This window comes from Schaalia vaccimaxillae DSM 15804 (assembly GCF_000420425.1).
Lineage (GTDB): Bacteria > Actinomycetota > Actinomycetes > Actinomycetales > Actinomycetaceae > Pauljensenia > Pauljensenia vaccimaxillae.
Genome location: NZ_ATUX01000006.1, coordinates 145,499 through 165,918, shown reverse-complemented (window position 1 = coordinate 165,918; position 20,420 = coordinate 145,499). Strand labels below are relative to the sequence as shown.

Genomic DNA, 20,420 nt, shown 5'->3' with positions numbered 1-20,420 from the left:
CGGCCCGGATGATGGGCCGATTGTGGGCGCATCATCGAGGGGCGATAGCATCGCCATGCCGAGGCGGCACGAGGAGGAGTCGACCATGACAGTGCTTGATGACATCATTGCCGGTGTTCTTGAGGACCTGCGGGACCGAGAGAATGCTGTTGATCTAACAGAGATCAAGAGGCTTGCCCTCAAAGCGCCCGACGCGAAGGACGTGTGTGCCACTTTCAATGCGACCCCAGGGGCCGTTTCGATCATTTCAGAGGTCAAACGTTCTTCCCCGTCTAAAGGCAATCTCGCCGATATTGCCGACCCGGCGGCACTGGCTTCTATCTATGAAGAGGGTGGAGCTACGGCCATCTCGGTGCTGACAGAAGAACGTCGTTTTGGAGGCACGTTACGCGACCTCGACGCTGTCAGGGCTGCCGTCGATATCCCCGTTTTGCGTAAGGATTTCATCGTCACTCCCTATCAAATTCACGAGGCCCGTGCTCACGGAGCCGACCTCGTTCTACTGATCGTTGCCGCATTGGAGCAGCCCGCCCTCGTCTCCCTCCTGGAGAGGACACGTTCTTTGGGAATGGAAGCGTTGGTTGAAACCCATTCACGCCTGGAAGCGCTGAGGGCAATGGATGCGGGCGCACGCATTATCGGAGTGAATGCGCGCAACCTAAAGACCCTAGAGGTTGACCGCGATGTTGTTGAACAGGTTATTGATGTGATCCCTCAGGACGTTATAGCAGTGGCTGAATCGGGGGTCCGCAACTCTCACGACGTCTTTGAATACGCCAAGTGGGGTGCAGACGCCGTCCTCGTTGGCGAGGCTCTGGTGACTTCGGGTAACCCCCGCGAGTCTGTGCGCGACATGGTTTCTGCAGGCCAACATCCCGCACTACTGACAGACCGCAAGGCGCGGGTCCGCGCCGCACGACAGGAGGACTGACATGGCATTGGCAGATGCGCACGGCCCATATTTTGGCGATTTCGGCGGCCGCTTCGTCGCCGAATCCCTCATGGGACCCCTCGAAGAGGTTGAACGCGAATGGAAGCGGCTCTGGAAAGATCGCGGTTTCCAGTCGCGCCTGCGCGATCTCTTTGTTAACTATGCGGGTCGGCCTTCGCTACTGACTGAGGCTCCTCGATTTGCCGACGATCTTGGTGGTGTCCGAGTCTTCCTCAAGCGTGAGGATCTCAACCACACGGGTTCTCACAAAATCAACAATGTGTTGGGACAGGCGCTCTTGACCAAAGAATTGGGAAAAACGCGTGTGATTGCAGAAACGGGGGCCGGTCAGCATGGAGTCGCCACTGCGACGGCGGCCGCGTTACTCGGGCTTGAATGCACGATCTACATGGGCCACGAGGATACTCAACGTCAAGCGCTCAATGTCGCGCGTATGCAAATGCTCGGCGCGCAGGTGGTTGCTGTAACGGCCGGGTCAAAGACGCTCAAAGATGCCATCAACGAGGCCTTCCGTGACTGGGTGACCAATGTTGAGACAACGAACTACGTTTTCGGGACAGCGGCAGGACCCCATCCATTCCCGGAGCTGGTCCGTGATCTTCAACGAGTAATCGGTGACGAGGCGCGGGCGCAGCTTTTGGAACGCGAAGGCCGCCTCCCTGACATGGTTTGCGCGTGTATTGGCGGCGGATCCAACGCTATCGGTACTTTCACGGGTTTCCTTGACGACGACGAGGTGGAACTCCTGGGATGCGAGGCCGCTGGTGACGGTATGGAGACAGGACGCCACGCTGCCTCGATCACCGCCCAGGAAACAGGAGTCTTGCATGGGGCCCGAACTTTTGTGTTGCAAGAACGCGATGGTCAAACCAAGGCTTCCCATTCGATCTCAGCTGGTCTTGACTATCCCGGAGTTGGTCCCGAACATGCGTGGTTGGCACGTTCGGGGCGCGCAACATACATGCCGATTAACGATGAACAAGCTATGGATGCGTTCTTGAGGCTGTCGCGAACGGAAGGCATTATTCCGGCGATCGAGTCAGCTCATGCCCTGGCTGGCGTTCGCCAATGGGCTCGAGCAAAGGCGGAAGCCGAGGGGTCTTTCGAGCCTGGGCAGGAACCGATTGTCATAGTGACTGTGTCGGGGCGGGGCGATAAAGACATCGATACTGCCTCCAAGTGGTTCTCTTTGGGGGAAGCCAGCTTGCAGGTGATCGACCCAAGTGCTGGACCAAGTGGTGTTGCGCGTCTTGATGACGAAGGAGATCAGGAATGACGGATCGAGCGGGCCATTCAGCCGCTGCAATAGATGCTGCCCGTGGACGCGGTGACTGCGCTCTCATCGCTTACCTGCCTGTGGGCTTCCCCAGCGTTGATGATTCCATTCGCGCAGGGAAGGTTCTTGCCGACGCTGGCGTGGACATCATCGAATTGGGATTTCCATACTCTGACCCAGGCATGGATGGGCCCACCATCCAAAAAGCCACAGTTGCCGCGTTGGAACGCGGAATCCATATTGAGGATCTCTTCTACGCAACGGACGAGTTAACCTCGTATGGGATCCCAACCTGCGTCATGACTTATTGGAATCCCGTCGAATGGTGGGGTGTGGAGCGTTTTGCCCGGGACTTTGCGGCTGTTGGCGGTTCTGGTCTGATCACTCCCGATCTTCCCCCTGAGGAGGGAAACCAATGGGAAGAGGCCGCTGAACTCAATGATCTGGAGTGCATTTATCTGACGGCTCCTTCGTCTCCCGAACACAGGTTGCGCCTCATTTGTGAGCATTCACGTGGATGGGTGTATGCGGCCTCGTCAATGGGAGTCACCGGTGCTCGTGCGTCGATTGGCCCGCAGGTCCAGGGTGTTGTCGAACGCACTCGCGCAGCCGGCGCGGAGCGCGTTTGTGTGGGATTGGGGGTTTCTACGGGAGATCAGGCTCGCGAAATTGGTGCATACGCTGATGGCGTGATTGTTGGATCAGCTCTTGTCAAGACGCTTTTCGCTGAACCCTTTGACCGGGCGCTGGGAGACTTGTCAGATTTGGCTTGCGAGCTTGCCCGCGGAGTCAAGGGTGTGCGTCAATGATCGCCACGGCAATTCCTTCACCGTCGGTCGGAGTATGGCATCTTGGTCCCGTTCCGCTGCGCGCCTACGGCATCATCATGGTCACTGCCATGGCTGTTGCCGTGTGGTACACAGGTAAGCGTTACCGGAAGCGCGGGGGAGATCCCGAGCTTATGTACGACGTCGCATTGTGGGCGATCCCTCTGGGGATCATTGGGGCTCGTCTTTACCACGTCCTCTCGTCACCTGCCGCGTATTTTGGCGAGGGCGGTGACCCGTGGCTGGCATTGCAAATTTGGCGTGGGGGACTGGGGGTGTGGGGCGGTGTTGCTTTTGGCGCCCTCGGAGCCTGGATTGCGGTCAAACGAGCAGGTCAACGACTCGGTCCTATCGCTGATTCAATTGCACCGGCGCTGCTGGTGGCTCAGGCGATTGGACGTTGGGGCAACTGGTTTAACCAGGAACTCTTTGGTGGGCCAACAACCTTGCCGTGGGGACTCCAGATTGACGATGCTCACCTGCCTGCTGGCTTCGAGTCCGGGACACTATTCCACCCCACCTTCTTGTATGAGTGTCTGTGGAACCTGGCGATGGCTGCCCTCATTGTGTGGATTGACCGCCGTCGGACCTTCAAATCCGGTCAAGTCTTTGGTCTGTATCTCATGGCGTACACCTTGGGCCGGGCATGGATTGAATACATGCGAATCGACGAGGCCGAACACATTTTGGGCGTGCGACTCAATGTTTGGACGTCGATTCTGATCTTCGCGTTGGGTGTTGCTGTATTTGTCTTTGCTGGCAAACGCGGTGCGTCGACGGCTTTGCTGCCCCATGAGAGGCCAGCCGATGATGAGGACGGCGCTCAGAGTGATGGCCTGACTGTGAGCGATCCTCAAGATGCTCTTGGACTTGAGGTTGACGCAAGCATTGCCTCAGTAGAGATTGAAGAACAAGTCAATTCTTCGTCAAATCTTGAGGAATGAATGGTTAGCATCACGCCGGCGACATGCCGATGAGGGGGATCAAGGTCCCGCTTGCCGGTAGACTGGGGCTATGCGCCGAGCAAAAATTGTCTGCACCATCGGTCCTGCAACCGCTTCTTCTGAACAGATCCAAGCGCTTGTCGACGCCGGTATGGATGTCGCACGCATCAACCGTTCTCACGGCAGCCCTGCCGAACACGAGGCAGTGATTGAAAAGGTTCGTAAAGCCTCTAACACCTCGGGTCGAGCCGTCGCCATCCTCGTTGACTTACAAGGTCCAAAGATTCGCTTGGAAACCTTTGAGGACGGACCTCAAGCTCTCGAGATTGGTGATACTTTCACCATCACCACTCGCGAGGTCCCAGGAACTAAGGAACTGGTGGGCACCACTTTCAAAGGTTTGCCGGGGGACTGCGCTCCGGGCGACCGTTTGCTCATTGACGACGGAAATGTCGCCGTGCGCGTCATTGAAGTCACTGCTACAGACGTTGTCACCAAGGTTGAGGTCCCCGGCGTTGTGTCAGACCACAAAGGCCTGAATCTTCCCGGTGTCGCTGTGTCTGTTCCCGCTCTGTCGGAAAAGGACAAAGAAGATCTGCGCTGGGCGATTGAACAGAACGCGGACTTCATTGCTCTGTCCTTCGTGCGTAATGCGGCAGACGTTGAAGACGTGCATGCAATTATGGATGAGATGGGCCATCGCATCCCCGTCATCGCCAAGATTGAAAAGCCTCAGGCCGTGGATGCTCTCAATGAGATCGTCGACGCCTTCGATGCCATTATGGTTGCTCGCGGCGACCTGGGCGTCGAAATGCCTCTCGAATCGGTGCCGTTGGTTCAAAAGCGTGCGATTGAGCTGGCGCGCCGCGCCGCTAAGCCGGTCATTGTCGCCACGCAGGTGATGGATTCGATGATTAAGAATCCTCGTCCAACCCGTGCAGAAGCCTCTGACTGTGCTAACGCCATCCTTGATGGAGCTGACGCCGTCATGCTCTCTGGTGAAACCTCTATTGGAGCGTTCCCCATTGAAGCCGTTCGGACTATGGCCCGTATCGTGGAGTCAACCGAAGAAAACGGTGGCGAACGCATTGCTGCTCTTCCCGGATACTTCGTCAATGATCGGGCTGGCGTGATTTGTGATGCCGCAGGTTCTATCGCTGAACATCTGGACGCGAAGTATCTGGTGACTTTCACCCAGTCGGGCACTTCAGCAAGGCTGATGTCGCGTTTGCGCAGGCCCATCCCCATGCTGGCTTTTACCCCTCTTGAATCCACTCGCAGGCGACTCGCGCTGTCGTGGGGTATTCAGACTTACCGAGTCCCCCAGGTTCAACACACTGACGATATGGTCTGGCAGGTTGATCAGGTTGTACAAAATTCCCATCTCGCAGAGATAGGCGACGACTTGGTCATCATCGCAGGCATGCCTCCGGGTACCGCTGGGTCATCCAACATGTTGCGAGTGCACGAGGTCGGCGACGAGGTCGACTATTCGATTGGCGGGGCTTCCAACCGTTGATCTGATAGTGCTTTGACAAGATGCCGCTCCTGACGGGGCGGCATCTTGCATATGAACACAAGGTTGCTGCTTAGTGATAAGTGGTGGACATCTTGATGAGACTGTGACAAAATGGAATACTTGCTGTGGTTACGACGTTGACGTTATTGACAACAGGCAAAGGATGCCTTCAAAACGAAGTCGATCCAAAACAGACCAACGCCAGCAGGTTGCCTGTGCGAACAACGCACATACCTGCTTGCGCCGATGAATGAAGAATGATGGAGAAGAAATTGAATATGAATACCCGGACCGTGTCGGTCCATGCGACGATGCTTGATCGCCAAGCAAACAACCTGAGTGTCGAAGGGCTGTCTCAGGCAGTCAAACCCTGGTACGCCGAGTTCAACGACATGACAATCGCTCAGGCTATCTCCGATCTGGATGTTCCAGATCTGCGCGGAGCGGCAGCACGTTTCTTAGGCCTGGAACTGATTCCGGTCGCATGACAGCAATGAGCGGCACCATCATAGATGGTGCCGCTTTGCTATAGCTGGGACATACGCTCGCATAGACAATAAAAGTCGTGGTCAGAGGCCTAAAATAGCCTCTGACCACGATGTGTGCAGTACCCCGAGTGGGATTCGAACCCACAACAAGCCGGGTTTGAGCCGACCGCCTCTGCCAGTTGGGCTATCGGGGCTACATGTTTGCCACATGGACACTTTAGAATAGACGACGATCACCTACCAAACCGAGGACAGACAAATGACTGCTGAAGAACAGACAGAACCGCGTCGCGTACTGGTCGCAGAGGATGAAGGCCTCATCCGTCTCGACATTGTTGAGACGCTGACCTCTGCCGGTTTCGCCGTCATTGGCGAGGCTGCAGACGGCGAAGAAGCAGTCCAGATGGCACTCGAACTCGAACCAGATCTGTGTGTGATGGATGTCAAGATGCCGAAGATGGATGGCATCACCGCAGCGGAGAAAATCCTCCAGGAATTGTCGTGCGCGGTGGTCATGCTCACGGCCTTCAGCCAGACAGAACTCGTGGAACGCGCACGCGACGCAGGCGCCATGGCATATGTCGTCAAACCATTCAGTCCTGCGGACCTTATCCCGGCCGTCGAAATCGCCCTTTCGCGTCACCAGGAAATCGAATCCCTCGAAGAGGAAATCGCGGACCTCTCCGACCGCTTCGAAACGCGTAAACGTGTAGATCGTGCCAAAGGTCTTCTCATGAAGAACATGGGAATGACCGAACCGGAGGCCTTCCGCTGGATCCAAAAGACATCCATGGATCGGCGCCTGTCTATGCGCGAAGTTGCTGACGCGGTTATTGATCAGGTCGAAGAGTGACGAAGCTCAAAGTGGGGCCCGGCGTGATTAGACGTCGGGCCCCACTTGTTGCTTGGGCTTGTGGCACACCCAGTTTTGAGATCGATGATCTTTGGGTGCTCAGCGGCGCGGATCAAGCAGACGATTGGTCACGCGGGCCGTCGCGATTAAACGATTCTTCTCATCGGTTACTTCCACTGTGTGAACGGTTGATGAGAGGCCAAGATGGACGGCGCTGGTGGTTGCGCGGATGCAGCCATCACGCGCCGACGCCACGTGGCTGATTGAAAGTTCTGTTCCAACGGCCACCAGTGGGGCGTCCGGGCGAAGTTGGAGGCCATGTTGGCTTGCTGCCAGAGATGCTGCAGTTTCGACAAGAGCGGCGCTGGCTCCACCGTGTAGAAAACCTGCAGGTTGAGTGTTTCCTGCCACCGGCATCGACACCACAGTGCGAGTCGGATCCACTTCAACAAGCTTCATTCCCATTCGACTCATCAATGTTCGTGAATCAAACTCTTGACCCAAATCAGCGTTATCGCGGTGCGAGGACGGCGGATCAGATGAGATTGGGTCACGGTTCATTCGGTCTGCATCGGTCATGGCATCTAGGGTGTCATGTGTGAGTGAGACTTTGCTGATTATCGACGGCCATTCGATGGCTTTCCGTGCCTTCTACGCCCTGCCGGCCGACAACTTCGTAACATCTACAGGGCAACACACCAATGCCGTGTACGGATTTACCACGATGTTGATCCGGCTCCTCGAAAATGAACAGCCTTCACATATTGCCGTTGCCTTCGACGTCTCGCGCCATTCGTTCCGAACCGACGAATACCCTGAATATAAGGGAACACGGGCCGAAACCCCTGAGGAATTTAAGGGACAAATTGGACTCATACGCCAGGTACTTGAGGCGATGGGAATCGTCTCACTGACGAAGGACGGCTACGAGGCCGACGATATCCTTGCAACGTTGGCGCACCGAGGCGACCTGTCTGGGCGGCGCGTCCTCGTCGTATCGGGCGACAGGGATTCTTTTCAGACAGTCAATGAATCTGTCACGGTGCTCTACCCGGGAACAGGCCCTGGTGACCTGCGCCAGATGACTCCTCAAGCGGTAGAGGACAAGTATGGAGTCCCCCCGCATCGCTACCCTGAAATTGCCGCTATCGTGGGTGAAACCAGCGACAATCTGCCAGGTGTGCCCGGGGTGGGACCCAAGACCGCAGCCCAATGGATTAACAAATTCGATGGCCTCGATAACCTCCTAGATCGCGCCCACGAAATCGGTGGAAAACGAGGCGAAGCACTGCGTGACAATATCGACAATGTCAAACGCAACCGTCGACTCAACCATTTGCTGACCGACCTCGATGTCGGAGTCGAAATTGATGACCTTAAACGCGGATCTACGGATATGACCGCAATTGAGTCTCTTTTCGACACCCTCGAGTTCAATAACCTTCGGTCGCGGGTTCGCGGCGCAGCGGGGATCGGTGTCGATGAGGCGCCCCAGGCAGGCTTCCATGATCCTGCCGATGACCACGAGGCCGACAAGCCACTTGTCCTCGTAGATGAAACAACCGATATCTCCCAGTGGAGTGATGACCAAGGCCGCCTCTCGCTATGGGGGGATGGCCAGATGCAAGCAGCAAGGGGACAGGTTCGCGTCCTCGCTATCGCAGGCGCGCGAAGCGTCCTCGTCGTTGATCCTGCCGAATTGACGCCAACGCAGGATGCGCACGTCGCTCAGCTCCTCGCCAAGGATGCCGACTCAACCGTCCACGACGCCAAAGGTTTACGTCACGCCTTGGCGTCGCAAGGGTGGAAATTGGCGGACCCAGGTTTTGACGTCCAACTCGCCGCTTACCTTGCTCATCCCGATCAACGTTCGTACGCCGTCGAAGATCTGCTGCGACGCTATCTCGGTATTGATGTTGAGGCCGCGCAATCCCAATCATCTGACGTCCTCTTTGACATTACCGACGCGCCGCAGGAAGGACCATCACAGGCTCAACGCAACGCAGCCCATATTGCGGGACTTCTTTTGACATTGCGTGAGCGTATTGGCCAGGAGCTTGAAGAATCTGACGGCGTTGAGCTTCTGACGGACCTGGAACAACCCGTATCTCGTGTTTTGGCAGGGATGGAAGAGATCGGTATCGCTGTCGACTCTGATGTCCTCGACGACCTGTCTGCGGAACTGGGCGCCGATGTCGATGCTGCGCGGCAAGCGGCCTACGAGGTTCTTGGCGTCGAAGTCAATCTTTCGAGCCCGAAACAACTACAAAAGGTGCTCTTCGAAGATCTAGGCCTACCCAAAACGAAGCGGACGAAGACCGGTTACACCACCAACGCCGAGGCACTGCAGGATCTGTGGGTCAAGACAGTGCATCAGGGAGGACCTGGCCACGAGTTTCTTGAATATTTGTTGTCACATCGGGACCGAATCAAGCTCAAACAGATGGTTGATTCCCTGCGCGCCACGATTCAACCCGACGGGCGTATCCATACGACTTTTTCTCAGGTGGCAGCAGCCACTGGTCGGCTGGCTTCATCGGAGCCGAACCTTCAAAACATTCCCGCACGCAGTGAAGATGGCATGAGGATACGCGAAGGATTCGTTGCCGGATCTGGTTTTGACAGTCTGATGAGTGTCGATTACTCGCAGATTGAGATGCGTCTGATGGCTCACCTATCAGGTGATGGCGGATTGATTGAGGCCTTCAACACCGGTGAGGACCTGCACCGCACGATGGCTGCGATGGTCTTTGATACCGCGGTAGATGAGGTCACCTCCGAGCAACGTTCGCGCATCAAAGCAACGTCGTACGGGTTGGCTTACGGATTGTCGTCGTACGGCCTGTCAGCCCAGCTCAAGATTCCTGTCCCCGAGGCGGCGGCCTTGCGAGATCGTTACTTCGAACGTTTTGGCGGTGTGCGTAACTACCTGGATTCCCTCGTGGAAAAAGCTCGTCGGGATGGGTATACGCAGACGATGCTGGGTAGGCGCCGCTATCTGCCCGACTTGCGTTCTGATAATCGGCAGAGACGTGAAATGGCTGAGCGGGCTGCGCTTAATGCTCCTATTCAGGGAAGCGCCGCAGACATTATGAAGATCGCTATGGTTGATGTTGTTGATGCTTTAGCCGCTGCGGGACTAGCTTCGCGAGTTTTGGTTCAAATCCACGATGAATTGCTCATCGAATTGGCCCCGGGTGAACGAGACAAGGTCGAGCAGATCGTGCGTGTGAAGATGGCCGAACCTGTGCAACTCGATGTGCCACTTGATGTTGCGGTAGGGGTGGGCCGCTCGTGGAAGGATGCTGCGCACTGACCAGTGCTCGACCTATTTCGCGACGTACCCCACTTTTTGGTGGCATTACATGGTTCTCCGAGCTGCTTTTCGGCTGTTAGACTTATCCACGGTGCCTTGGGTCTCGTGTATCCAATACGAAGAACTGCTGGGCATCTGACATATCCACCTACTATTCAGTCCGTTTCGGAGACACAACTACATGACCACCAACACGCCGCAGGTCGCAATTAACGACATCGGTACCGAAGAAGACCTGCTTGCCGCCATCGACGCCACCATCAAGTACTTCAACGATGGCGACATCGTCGAGGGCACTGTCGTCAAGGTTGACCACGATGAGGTCCTCCTCGACATTGGTTACAAGACTGAGGGCGTTATCCTCTCTCGTGAGCTTTCCATCAAGCACGATGTCAACCCCGATGATGTTGTCGCCGTTGGCGACCAGGTCGAGGCTCTCGTTCTTCAGAAGGAAGACAAGGAAGGCCGTCTGCTCCTGTCCAAGAAGCGCGCACAGTACGAGCGCGCCTGGGGTCAGATCGAGAAGGTCAAGGAAGATGAAGGCGTCGTCACCGGCACCGTTATCGAGGTCGTCAAGGGCGGCCTGATCATCGACATTGGTCTGCGTGGCTTCCTGCCCGCATCCCTGGTTGAGATGCGTCGTGTCCGTGATCTGCAGCCCTACATCGGCCGTGAGCTTGAGGCCAAGATCATCGAACTCGACAAGAACCGCAACAACGTTGTTCTGTCGCGTCGCGCTTACCTCGAAGAGACTCAGTCCACGGTTCGCACTAACTTCCTGCATACCCTGCAAAAGGGTCAGGTTCGCACCGGAAACGTGTCCTCCATCGTCAACTTCGGCGCATTCGTTGATCTGGGCGGCGTGGATGGCCTGGTGCACGTCTCCGAACTGTCCTGGAAGCACATCGATCACCCGTCCGAGGTTGTCGAGGTTGGCCAGGAAGTCACCGTCGAGGTTCTCGATGTCGACATGGACCGTGAGCGCGTCTCCCTGTCTCTCAAGGCCACCCAGGAAGACCCGTGGCAGGCATTTGCCCGTACCCATGCCATCGGCCAGGTTGTTCCCGGCAAGGTCACCAAGCTCGTTCCCTTCGGCGCGTTCGTTCGCGTCGAGGATGGCATCGAGGGCCTCGTCCACATCTCCGAGCTGGCTCAGCGTCACATCGAGCTGCCCGACCAGGTCGTCAAGGTTGGTGACGACGCTTTCGTGAAGGTCATCGACATTGATCTGGAGCGTCGCCGCATCTCCCTGTCGCTCAAGCAGGCCAACGAGGGTGTGGATCCGGCTTCCGACGAATTCGATCCTTCGCTCTACGGTATGGCCGCCGAGTACGACGACGACGGCAACTACAAGTACCCCGAGGGCTTCGATCCCGAAACCCAGGAGTGGATGGAAGGCTTCGAGGCTCAGCGTGAGGCTTGGGAAGCCCAGTACGCAGAGGCTCAGGCCCGCTGGGAGGCCCACAAGGCTCAGGTCGTCAAGGCTGCCGAAGAGGATGCCGAAGCTGCTCCGACCGTCGAAGAGCAGGCTTCCTACTCCACACCGGTGGACAATGAAGGCACCCTGGCCTCCGATGAGGCTCTTGCCGCTCTGCGTGAGAAGCTCACCAACAACGGCTGATCCTCGGTGCTTAGTCACTGAGTGAACCTTGAGGGCCCGAAGGAAAATCCTTCGGGCCCTCAACGTATCACCCGCAGAATTAGACACAGTCGCGATACTGAGATCTAGTGTTGGGCAAGAATGGCTTATTCTCGGGGATTTTGCACTTAGTGCAGGGATGAAGAGTGAATGACTGTGTCTATTTTTGCGGGTTATCCCGTCCCACAAAGTCACCTACCAGTCCAATGACAAACGCGACCAAGACAGGGGCGATCCAGCCGAGCTCAAGGTTTTGGCCCGGAGACCACTGCACGAGTGCTTCGATCATGTGGGTCGCTATTCCTTTACTGGCCAGCGTCGTGGCGGCCGACCACAGTGTTGCCGTCCAGACACTCATGCGAAACGCCCACAGAGCTGGCGTAGACATGCGTAGAGGGTGCGTCACGATAGTCACGAAAACGATTGTGATACCGATGGGGTAGAGGAACCCGATAATGGGAGCTGCCACACTCAACACCATGTTGAGCCCTGCCGAGGCTAAAACGAATGACACGACCGCAAAGGCAGAAAGCCAGGTCTTGTAGGCGATGCCAGGAATAAGTCGGGTAAAGAACTCAGACGAGGCAGCGAGTAGACCAACAGCGGTCGTCATACACGCTGTTAAAACAATGAGGCCGAAAACAACTCTGCCCGCTGTGCCCATGGTGATCCCCGCAGCATCGGAGAGCAATGCGGCGCCGTCGGCATAGCCCTGGCCGTCGGGCATCGTGCTCCCGATAAGTCCGAGTCCTACATAGACCAAGCCGAGCAATACTCCTGCGATGATGGCAGCTAGACCTGTTCGCTTGAGGATCTTTGCTCCAATTCCTCCGCCAGTTCGCTTCAGCGAAGTCACGACGATGATGCCGAAGGCGAGGGCAGCAATCGAATCCATTGTCATGTACCCAGCCAATAGTCCAGAGACGACAGGAGAATCAACGTATCCGGCGGTTGGCGCGGCCTGGGTTGTCGGTAGTCCTATGAGAGAGAGCACGACAAGCAACGCAAGGAGCCCCAGCAGCACGGGGGTCAAAATCTTGCCGAGCTTGTCGATGAGTTGCTTGGGATTCCATGACAGGTAGAGAGCGAGGGCAAAGAATAGGCCGTTGAAGATCGTTGAGGCCACGGGTGATTCCCAGCCGGTAAGCGGGGTCACTGCTGTAGAGAAGGATACGGCTCCTGTTCTGGGCAGGGCGTAGAAAGCCCCGATTGCCAGGTAGGACAGACATGAGAAGAGGATGCCAAAGAGCGTTCCTCCGCGTGAGGCAAGATCGCGCAGATCTGTTCCCGACAGGGCAATTGCGACGATGGCAATGACGGGTAGGGCGACGCCGCCCAGGAGGAATCCGGTGATCGCTGGGACAAAGTTAGTGCCTGCTGCTGCACCGACGATGGGCGGAAAGATGAGGTTTCCGGCACCAAAGAACATGGAGAATAGCGTGAGCGATGTGGCGATTAACGCTGCGGTGCCTGATCGGGATTTTTCACTGCCTGCGGCGGCATGGTTTGTGGCAGTCACGGAGCCTCTTCGCTTGTCTAAATCTCGGGAACTTGACGAATTTTCGCACGTCCTGCGGAGTCCTCCAAAACAAGTGGTATCCGGATGGTTTAGGGTCGGATCGTGGACAACACAATGTACGAGGGCGGTGCTAGCGCTTACTTGATCCGACCAACGCGCAGACGCTCGGGTGAGGGGCCTAGGGCGATTGTAGGAGTGACGGGAGGAATCGGAGCGGGCAAGTCATCGGTGACCACAGCCTTGGCTGGATTGGGAGCCGTTATTGCCGATGCGGACAAGATTGCCCGCGAGGTGGTCGATCCTGGCACCGAGGGTTTGGCGCTCCTTGTCCAGCGTTTTGGCCGGACGATCCTGACTGATGACGAGGTGCTGGATCGTGCGAGGTTGGCCGCCTTGGTTTTTGATGATCCCGCCGCGCGCCAAGCTCTCAACGAAATCACACACCCCCTGATCTCGGACCGAGCCTGGTCTATTCTCAATGGGGCCCCTCAAGGTTCGCTGGCCGTCTACGATGTTCCTTTGCTGGTTGAGAATGGATACGCCGAGTTATTCGACGCAGTGATCGTGGTTGATGCACCGATCGACTCGCGCCTCGATCGATTGGCTGAGCGTGGTTTGAGCCGCGCTGATGCTCTGCGCAGAATCAATGCCCAAGCAACGCTGGAACAACGTCGCGCGGTTGCATCCATTTGGATCGACAATGCGGGATCTCGCAAGGATCTCGTGGAATTGATGCTTCGCATGCATGGCGCATGGTTGTGACCTTGCCTGAGATCTACCATCACGTTCAAGCATGTCTGAGCCTTTTGCCCTACGGTTGACCTGTGAGCAATAAGCAGATTTTGCGCCAGGAAAACCCCTTCCAGGTGATCTCTGAGTACACGCCCTCTGGCGATCAGCCCAAGGCCATTAAAGAACTGGCTGCCCGCATTCGCGATGGGGAGCAGGATGTGGTCCTCATGGGTGCCACGGGCACAGGCAAGTCTGCGACTACTGCTTGGCTCATTGAAGAACTGCAACGTCCAGCTTTGGTCATTGAACCCAATAAGACCCTCGCTGCTCAGCTGGCCGCCGAGTTCCGCGAGTTACTCCCAAAGAATGCGATTGAGTATTTCGTCTCCTACTACGACTACTACCAGCCAGAGGCTTACATCCCGCAGACGGACACTTTTATCGAAAAGGACTCATCCATCAACGATGAGGTTGAACGCCTCCGACACAGCGCAACCAATAATCTGCTGACCAGACGTGACACGGTCGTGGTGGCATCAGTGTCCTGTATCTACGGCCTTGGTACTCCTGAAGAATACGTTGCCCGAATGGTTGAGCTCAGCCGCGGCATGGTGATCGACCGTGACGATCTTTTACGCGCCTTCGTCAACATGCAGTACGTTCGTAATGATTTGGCTTTCACTCGCGGTACGTTCCGGGTGCGCGGGGACACCATTGAAATTATTCCGGTGTATGAGGAACTCGCCATCCGTATTGAAATGTTTGGAGATGAGATTGATGCGCTGTCTGTCCTGCATCCGCTGACGGGCGACGTTATTGACGAGGTCGACCATACATACCTTTTCCCAGCGAGCCACTATGTTGCTGGCGAAGAACGTATGCGCCGTGCCTTGGAATCTATAGAGGACGAGTTGGCCGAAAGGCTGGCGTGGTTTGAAAAGCAAGGCAAGTTATTGGAGGCGCAGCGTCTGCGCATGCGCACCACCTATGACTTGGAGATGCTGCGCGAGATTGGCGCTTGCTCGGGAGTTGAAAACTACTCGAGGCACATTGACGGGCGAGGACCTGGGACCCCGCCGCACACTCTCTTGGATTACTTCGCCGATGACTTCCTACTGATCATTGATGAATCCCATGTGACGGTTCCTCAGATCGGTGCGATGTTCGAGGGCGATATGTCCCGTAAGCGCACTTTGGTTGATCATGGTTTCCGGCTGCCATCGGCCATGGACAACCGGCCGTTGAAGTGGGATGAATTCACGCAACGCATCGGCCAGACCGTGTATCTATCTGCCACTCCTGGTGACTATGAGCTGGACCGGTCTGATGGCGTTGTTGAACAGATCATTCGGCCGACCGGATTGGTTGATCCGTTGGTCGTGGTTAAACCGACGCAGGGACAAATTGACGATCTTCTAGAAGAAGTTCGTGTGAGGGTTGAAAAGGACGAACGTGTCCTCGTGACCACGCTGACGAAGAAGATGGCTGAGGATCTGACAACCTATATGGCTGAACGCGGCATCCGCGTTGAATATCTGCACTCCGACGTCGATACTTTGCGTCGAGTTGAGTTGCTGCGCGAGTTGCGTCAAGGCAAGTTCGATGTGCTTGTGGGAATCAACCTTCTGCGCGAAGGCCTTGATCTTCCGGAGGTGTCACTGGTTGCCATTCTTGATGCTGATAAGGAAGGTTTCCTGCGCTCCACTCGCTCTCTCATCCAGACGATCGGTCGTGCGGCGCGAAACGTGTCGGGTGAGGTCCACATGTACGCCGACAACATCACCGACTCAATGCAGGCAGCGATCTCTGAGACGATGCGCCGCCGTGAGATTCAGATCGCCTACAACACTGAACGCGGCATTGACCCACAGCCACTGCGTAAAAAGATCTCTGATGTCACCGACATGTTGGCCCGCGAGCAGATCGATACCGAATCATTGCTCGAGGGCGGCTACCGCAAAGAAAAATCCGCCTCCGCTCGCAAGGCTGCGGGAAGCCAGACAACCCGTAGTAGTGGAGCCGAGGCACAAACCGACCTTGCGGGCCTCATTGAAGAGTTATCAGCTCAGATGATGACAGCTGCTGAGCACCTTCAATTCGAAGTGGCTGCGAGGCTGCGAGATGAGATTGAGGACTTGAAGAAGGAATTGCGTCAGATGAAGCGAGCCAACTGAACCGGTGACGGTGAAGTGACTTGGGGAAGAATCACACCTTCAAAGGGGTGTTCCTAGCGGGCTGATCGCCGCGGTGCCCGATAAACTAGAAGTGCCCAAACGGAGGGGAGTACTTCCACCAACGGCAGTGTCGTCATCACGTCGGATAGCAGGCATTTTCGATGCCGGTTGTCCTCCGGCGCTGCAGGCCAATGCCTTGGTAACCGCATAACGGTTATCTAAGAAATTCGGCGGAAGGAGACCTCCGGTACCCGTGACCCCGTACCGGAGGAATACACCTGTGGACGTTCATGTGCTCGGCTGGATTGGCCTAGCAGTAGTCATTCTCACCATGATTACGGTCGACATTGTCGGCCACGTCAAAACTCCTCACGAACCGACGATGAAAGAAGCGGCCTGGTGGTCGATTGCCTACATCGCGATGGCCATCGTTTTCGGTTTCATTGTTTGGGGAGTTTGGGGCGGTGAATACGGTCAGCAGTACTTTGCTGGATACATCACCGAGAAGTCCTTGTCGGTTGATAACCTCTTCGTCTTCGTCATCATTATTTCCTCATTCAAAGTTCCCAGGAAATACCAGCAAGAGGTGTTGCTGGCGGGCATCATTATTGCCCTGGTTCTACGCCTGGTGTTCATCCTGGCTGGTGCAGCGCTCATTGAGAACTTCTCGTGGATCTTCTACATCTTCGGCGCTTACCTGTTGTGGACTGCGATCTCGCAGGCTCGTGAGGGAGTAGAAGACCCGGATGAGAAACATGACGAGGAATACGTACCGTCGGGATTCGTCAAGATGGTGGCACGCGTTATCCCAATGACGGATGGCTTTGTTGGTGGAAAGATGCTCTACCGCCACGGAGGCAAAACTTTTGTCACGCCCCTATTGCTGTGCATTATCGCCGTTGGTACCACTGACGTCATGTTCGCGGTGGACTCGATTCCGGCAATTTATTCGTTGACCGACGAGCCCTACTTGGTGTTCGCGACAAACGCTTTCTCGCTACTGGGATTACGTCAGCTCTACTTCCTCATTGATGGCTTGCTTGACCGCCTCATTTACCTGCACTATGGCCTGGCAATTATTCTGGGCTTCATTGGCTTCAAGCTGGTTAACCACGCTCTGCACACGAACGAAGTGCCTTTCATTAATGGCGGTGAGCATTGGAGTCTTATTCCTGAGCCTACGACGAGCTTCTCACTTGGCTTTATTAGCGTGGTGGTTATCCTGACTGTTGTCGCATCACTGTGGGCGGCAAAGAAGAAACAGAAGACGTACGAGGTCGACTCTGGTATTGAGTTGGCGGAGAAACAAATCGAATCGCGCTCTTGATCTCCTACACCGACGAAGTGAGGTTTTAATGCAGTCAGCCCCCACACAGTCACAAGGCTTGAGCAGTGCTCAGGTTGAATCCCGCGTGGCTGCGGGGCAGACGAATTACGTCAAACAAAAGTCGTCACGTTCGATTGCTTCCATTATTCGTGAAAATGTCTTCACCCTTTTCAACGCGATTTTGGTGGTTGCCATCGGCCTCGTCCTCGTCTTTGGACATATTCAGGACGTGGTCTTTGGCGGGGTGATGATTTTCAACGCGATCATCGGTATTTTTTCCGAATGGCGCGCCAAACGTACCCTCGACGCCCTCGCGATTGTTGATGCCCCCACTGCGCGGGTCAGACGTGACGGTGTTGCACAAGACATTGGTACGGAGGAGGTCGTTCTCGACGATGTCCTCGAATTGGCGTTGGGCGACCAAATCTGTGTGGACGGCACAGTTTTGGAATCGTCGGGGCTTGAGGTTGATGAATCGATGTTGACGGGAGAGTCTAAGCCCGTCAAAAAAGCGGCGGGTGATTCCGTTCTGGCGGGTACTTCCGTGACTGCCGGTAGTGCGGTGATTCATGCTGATGCCGTGGGCGATGATATGTACGCCCAAGGTATATCGAGGGCGGCGCGCAAGTTCCAACGCACCACATCGGAAATTCAACAGTCCATTAACTCCGTCCTGCGCGTGATCTCCGCTCTGATTATTCCTGTGGTGACTTTGACGATTTGGTCGCAAGCACGCATTGCCGACGAAGCAACTGGAGGGTGGCGCGGTGCCATCGTTTTGGGTGTTGCATCGGTTGTCGGAATGATCCCACAGGGATTGGTCTTATTGACTTCGATGAACTTTGCGATCGGCTCAGCCGCCCTGGCACGCAGGGGAGTACTGGTCCAAGAATTGCCCGCTGTGGAAGTTCTAGCCCGAGTCGACGCCCTATGCGTAGACAAGACGGGAACATTGACGACTGGGCGCATCAGGGTACGCGAAGTCATAGACCTCTTAGGGGATACGAGGGCGACGGGCGCGGCCTTGTCGGCTTTGGCTCAAGACCGCACGAACGCGACCGCCCAGGCCATTGATGACTTCTTGTCTGATGGAAGGCCAGCGCGCGAATCGGACACGGATTTCTGGGCAATTCCTTTTTCTTCCGCACGCAAATGGTCGGCGTGGGGAACGCCAGAATCGTCGTGGATGCTGGGAGCTCCCGAACTGCTACTGACCGACCAGAACCAGGAAGCAATCAACAAAGCATCGCAGATCGCAGCCTCGGGCCTGCGTGTTGTCGCATTGGTCCGATGCGATGAACAGCCCAGTGAAGAAGTGATGCCTGGGGTGCGACAAGCGGCAGCGCTTGTCGTCCTCGAAGAAGATCTTCGTGATGACGCTGCCCAAACTTTGGAATTTTTCCGAGGCCAGGGCGTGCATGTGCGCGTCATCTCAGGCGATAATCCGGGCACCGTTGCCGCTCTGGCTACGCAGGCTGGACTGCAAGCTCCCGGTGGAGCTCCGCCGCGGGCAATGGATGCTCGAGATCTTCCTCAAGACGTGCTCTCCGATGAGTTCCAAGAAGCGGTCCTGACTCACGACATTTTCGGACGGGTGACGCCCGAACAAAAGCGTGCCATGGTGGGGGCACTGCAAGCAGGCGGTCACTGCGTCGCAATGACCGGCGATGGTGTCAATGATGCTTTGGCACTCAAAGATGCCGATCTGGGTATCGCCATGGGCAACGGTGCGCAAGCAACAAAGGCCGTCGCACAGATCGTCCTCGTCGACTCGAAGTTCTCAGTTTTGCCCGGTGTGCTGGCAGAGGGACGAAGAATCATTGCGAATATGGAACGAGTCTCGGCGCTCTTTCTCGCCAAGACGTGCTACGCGGCAATCTTCGTCATCATGTGTGCGATTCTTGGTTGGGCTTACCCCTTCTTGCCTCGCCACTTTACCTACGTCGACGCTCTCACCATCGGTATCCCAGGATTCTTCATTGCTCTAGCGCCCAATCCACGCCGGTATGTTCCTGGCTTTTTGAGACGAACGTTGTCCTTGGCAATACCGTCGGGGATGGCTCTAGGTGCTGTGGCGTTAACCGTCTATGCTCTTGTCGGGCCGGCACAGGTGGACGGGCGCACAGCAGCAGCTTTGTCTTTGACGATCGGGGCTCTGTGGCTCCTATCCATTACGGCCAGGCCCCTGGAGGGATGGAGGATTGGGCTCATCGCGTCGATGATTGTGATTGCTCTCGTCGGAGTACTTCTCCCATCGATCCGCTCATTCTTCGCGTTAGCGTGGCCGTCTTCGTCTGAGTGGGTGATGATCGCCGCTGGCGGCGTGGTTGCTGCGATGCTGATCGAGGTCGCCCACCGCGCTTACCACCGACGCGCACATGAGCAAGCCCAGCGTGAACATGAATTAGCGGATCAACGCTCTGGCGCGGGTCTGTGACTTTTCCGTAGACAATCGGAAACGACAACGAGCCGCACATTGAACGCGAGCGCCCAATGTGCGGCTGAGGCTATGAGACGAGATCAGCGAAAAGTTCTTAAAGTCCGCTCAGAAGCTTCGGATCACCGGATCCCACTGACGAGCAATCCGGTCAAGGATGAAACCGTTCGTGTAGAAGGGGTCTGCGTCTAGAGCTGTCAGGGCGTCCTCGGGGCTGTCAGCGTTGAAAAGAATGAGGGCACGGCCCTGATCAACCAGAGGGCCGGAGGCAACGATCTTTCCCTCCTCACATAGGGAACCAAGGAAAGCACGGTGCTCGGGGCGGACCTCATCCATTTGCGGGCCCTTGGTAGTGTCGTACACGTATTCGATTGCGAAATATGCCATGCCCTAACGCTAACCCTTCGCCGAGGCGTT

General features: G+C 56.2%; 16 protein-coding genes and 1 tRNA gene. 13 read left to right on the top strand and 4 right to left on the bottom strand.

The window, feature by feature from the left end:
• Nucleotides 1–85: 85 nt before the first annotated feature.
• From trpC to G439_RS0103745, 6 genes are all read left to right on the top strand, one after another.
• A complete protein-coding gene (gene trpC / locus G439_RS0103770; RefSeq protein WP_022867856.1) occupies nucleotides 86–931 on the top strand; it encodes an indole-3-glycerol phosphate synthase TrpC in 846 nt (281 codons plus the stop codon).
• Between the two features lies 1 nt (nucleotide 932).
• Nucleotides 933–2,228, top strand: a complete 1,296-nt coding sequence (trpB, locus tag G439_RS0103765) for a tryptophan synthase subunit beta (protein ID WP_022867855.1) — start codon at nucleotides 933–935, stop codon at nucleotides 2,226–2,228.
• Nucleotides 2,225–3,037, top strand: a complete 813-nt coding sequence (gene trpA / locus G439_RS0103760) for a tryptophan synthase subunit alpha (RefSeq protein ID WP_022867854.1) — start codon at nucleotides 2,225–2,227, stop codon at nucleotides 3,035–3,037. Before trpB ends, trpA begins: the two co-directional genes overlap by 4 nt.
• On the top strand, nucleotides 3,034–3,999 hold the full coding sequence (gene lgt, locus G439_RS11070; protein ID WP_022867853.1) for a prolipoprotein diacylglyceryl transferase: 966 nt from the start codon (nucleotides 3,034–3,036) through the stop codon (nucleotides 3,997–3,999). The genes trpA and lgt overlap by 4 nt, the downstream gene beginning before the upstream one ends.
• 70 nt (nucleotides 4,000–4,069) lie before the next feature.
• Nucleotides 4,070–5,518, top strand: coding sequence for a pyruvate kinase (gene pyk / locus G439_RS0103750; protein WP_022867852.1), 1,449 nt, complete (start codon nucleotides 4,070–4,072; stop codon nucleotides 5,516–5,518).
• 278 nt (nucleotides 5,519–5,796) lie between these two features.
• A complete protein-coding gene (locus G439_RS0103745; protein WP_424133823.1) occupies nucleotides 5,797–6,006 on the top strand; it encodes a hypothetical protein in 210 nt (69 codons plus the stop codon).
• Nucleotides 6,007–6,126: 120 nt separating this feature from the next.
• On the opposite strand, the gene G439_RS0103740 is transcribed toward G439_RS0103745, so the two are convergent.
• Nucleotides 6,127–6,200, bottom strand: a tRNA-Leu gene (locus tag G439_RS0103740).
• 65 nt (nucleotides 6,201–6,265) lie between these two features.
• Between G439_RS0103740 and G439_RS0103735 the strand changes: the two genes are divergently transcribed.
• The gene (locus G439_RS0103735; RefSeq protein WP_022867850.1) at nucleotides 6,266–6,859 is read left to right on the top strand and encodes an ANTAR domain-containing response regulator; all 594 of its coding nucleotides are present in this window, start codon (nucleotides 6,266–6,268) and stop codon (nucleotides 6,857–6,859) included.
• Between the two features lie 99 nt (nucleotides 6,860–6,958).
• On the opposite strand, the gene G439_RS11065 is transcribed toward G439_RS0103735, so the two are convergent.
• Nucleotides 6,959–7,438, bottom strand: coding sequence for a PaaI family thioesterase (locus G439_RS11065; RefSeq protein WP_022867849.1), 480 nt, complete (start codon nucleotides 7,436–7,438; stop codon nucleotides 6,959–6,961).
• On the opposite strand from G439_RS11065, the gene polA reads away from it, so the two are divergent.
• Nucleotides 7,437–10,175, top strand: coding sequence for a DNA polymerase I (gene polA, locus G439_RS0103725; RefSeq protein ID WP_022867848.1), 2,739 nt, complete (start codon nucleotides 7,437–7,439; stop codon nucleotides 10,173–10,175). The genes G439_RS11065 and polA overlap by 2 nt on opposite strands.
• A gap of 181 nt (nucleotides 10,176–10,356) precedes the next feature.
• Nucleotides 10,357–11,796, top strand: a complete 1,440-nt coding sequence (rpsA, locus tag G439_RS0103715; protein WP_022867846.1) for a 30S ribosomal protein S1 — start codon at nucleotides 10,357–10,359, stop codon at nucleotides 11,794–11,796.
• Between the two features lie 178 nt (nucleotides 11,797–11,974).
• Here rpsA and brnQ read toward each other — a convergent pair whose 3' ends face one another.
• Nucleotides 11,975–13,333 carry a branched-chain amino acid transport system II carrier protein gene (gene brnQ / locus G439_RS11060; RefSeq protein ID WP_022867845.1) on the bottom strand — a complete coding sequence of 453 codons (1,359 nt, stop codon included), beginning with the start codon at nucleotides 13,331–13,333 and terminating at the stop codon, nucleotides 11,975–11,977.
• Nucleotides 13,334–13,435: 102 nt separating this feature from the next.
• On the opposite strand from brnQ, the gene coaE reads away from it, so the two are divergent.
• From coaE to G439_RS11055, 4 genes are all read left to right on the top strand, one after another.
• A complete protein-coding gene (gene coaE / locus G439_RS0103705; protein WP_026459358.1) occupies nucleotides 13,436–14,095 on the top strand; it encodes a dephospho-CoA kinase in 660 nt (219 codons plus the stop codon).
• A gap of 62 nt (nucleotides 14,096–14,157) precedes the next feature.
• The gene (gene uvrB, locus G439_RS0103700; RefSeq protein WP_022867843.1) at nucleotides 14,158–16,239 is read left to right on the top strand and encodes an excinuclease ABC subunit UvrB; all 2,082 of its coding nucleotides are present in this window, start codon (nucleotides 14,158–14,160) and stop codon (nucleotides 16,237–16,239) included.
• A 280-nt stretch (nucleotides 16,240–16,519) separates the two neighbouring features.
• Nucleotides 16,520–17,566, top strand: a complete 1,047-nt coding sequence (locus G439_RS0103695; protein ID WP_022867842.1) for a TerC family protein — start codon at nucleotides 16,520–16,522, stop codon at nucleotides 17,564–17,566.
• A gap of 28 nt (nucleotides 17,567–17,594) precedes the next feature.
• Complete coding sequence (locus G439_RS11055) at nucleotides 17,595–20,003, top strand: HAD-IC family P-type ATPase (protein WP_022867841.1); 2,409 nt, start codon at nucleotides 17,595–17,597, stop codon at nucleotides 20,001–20,003.
• Nucleotides 20,004–20,111: 108 nt separating this feature from the next.
• Here G439_RS11055 and G439_RS0103685 read toward each other — a convergent pair whose 3' ends face one another.
• Nucleotides 20,112–20,390, bottom strand: a complete 279-nt coding sequence (locus tag G439_RS0103685) for a YciI family protein (RefSeq protein ID WP_022867840.1) — start codon at nucleotides 20,388–20,390, stop codon at nucleotides 20,112–20,114.
• Between the last annotated feature and the right edge of the window lie 30 nt (nucleotides 20,391–20,420).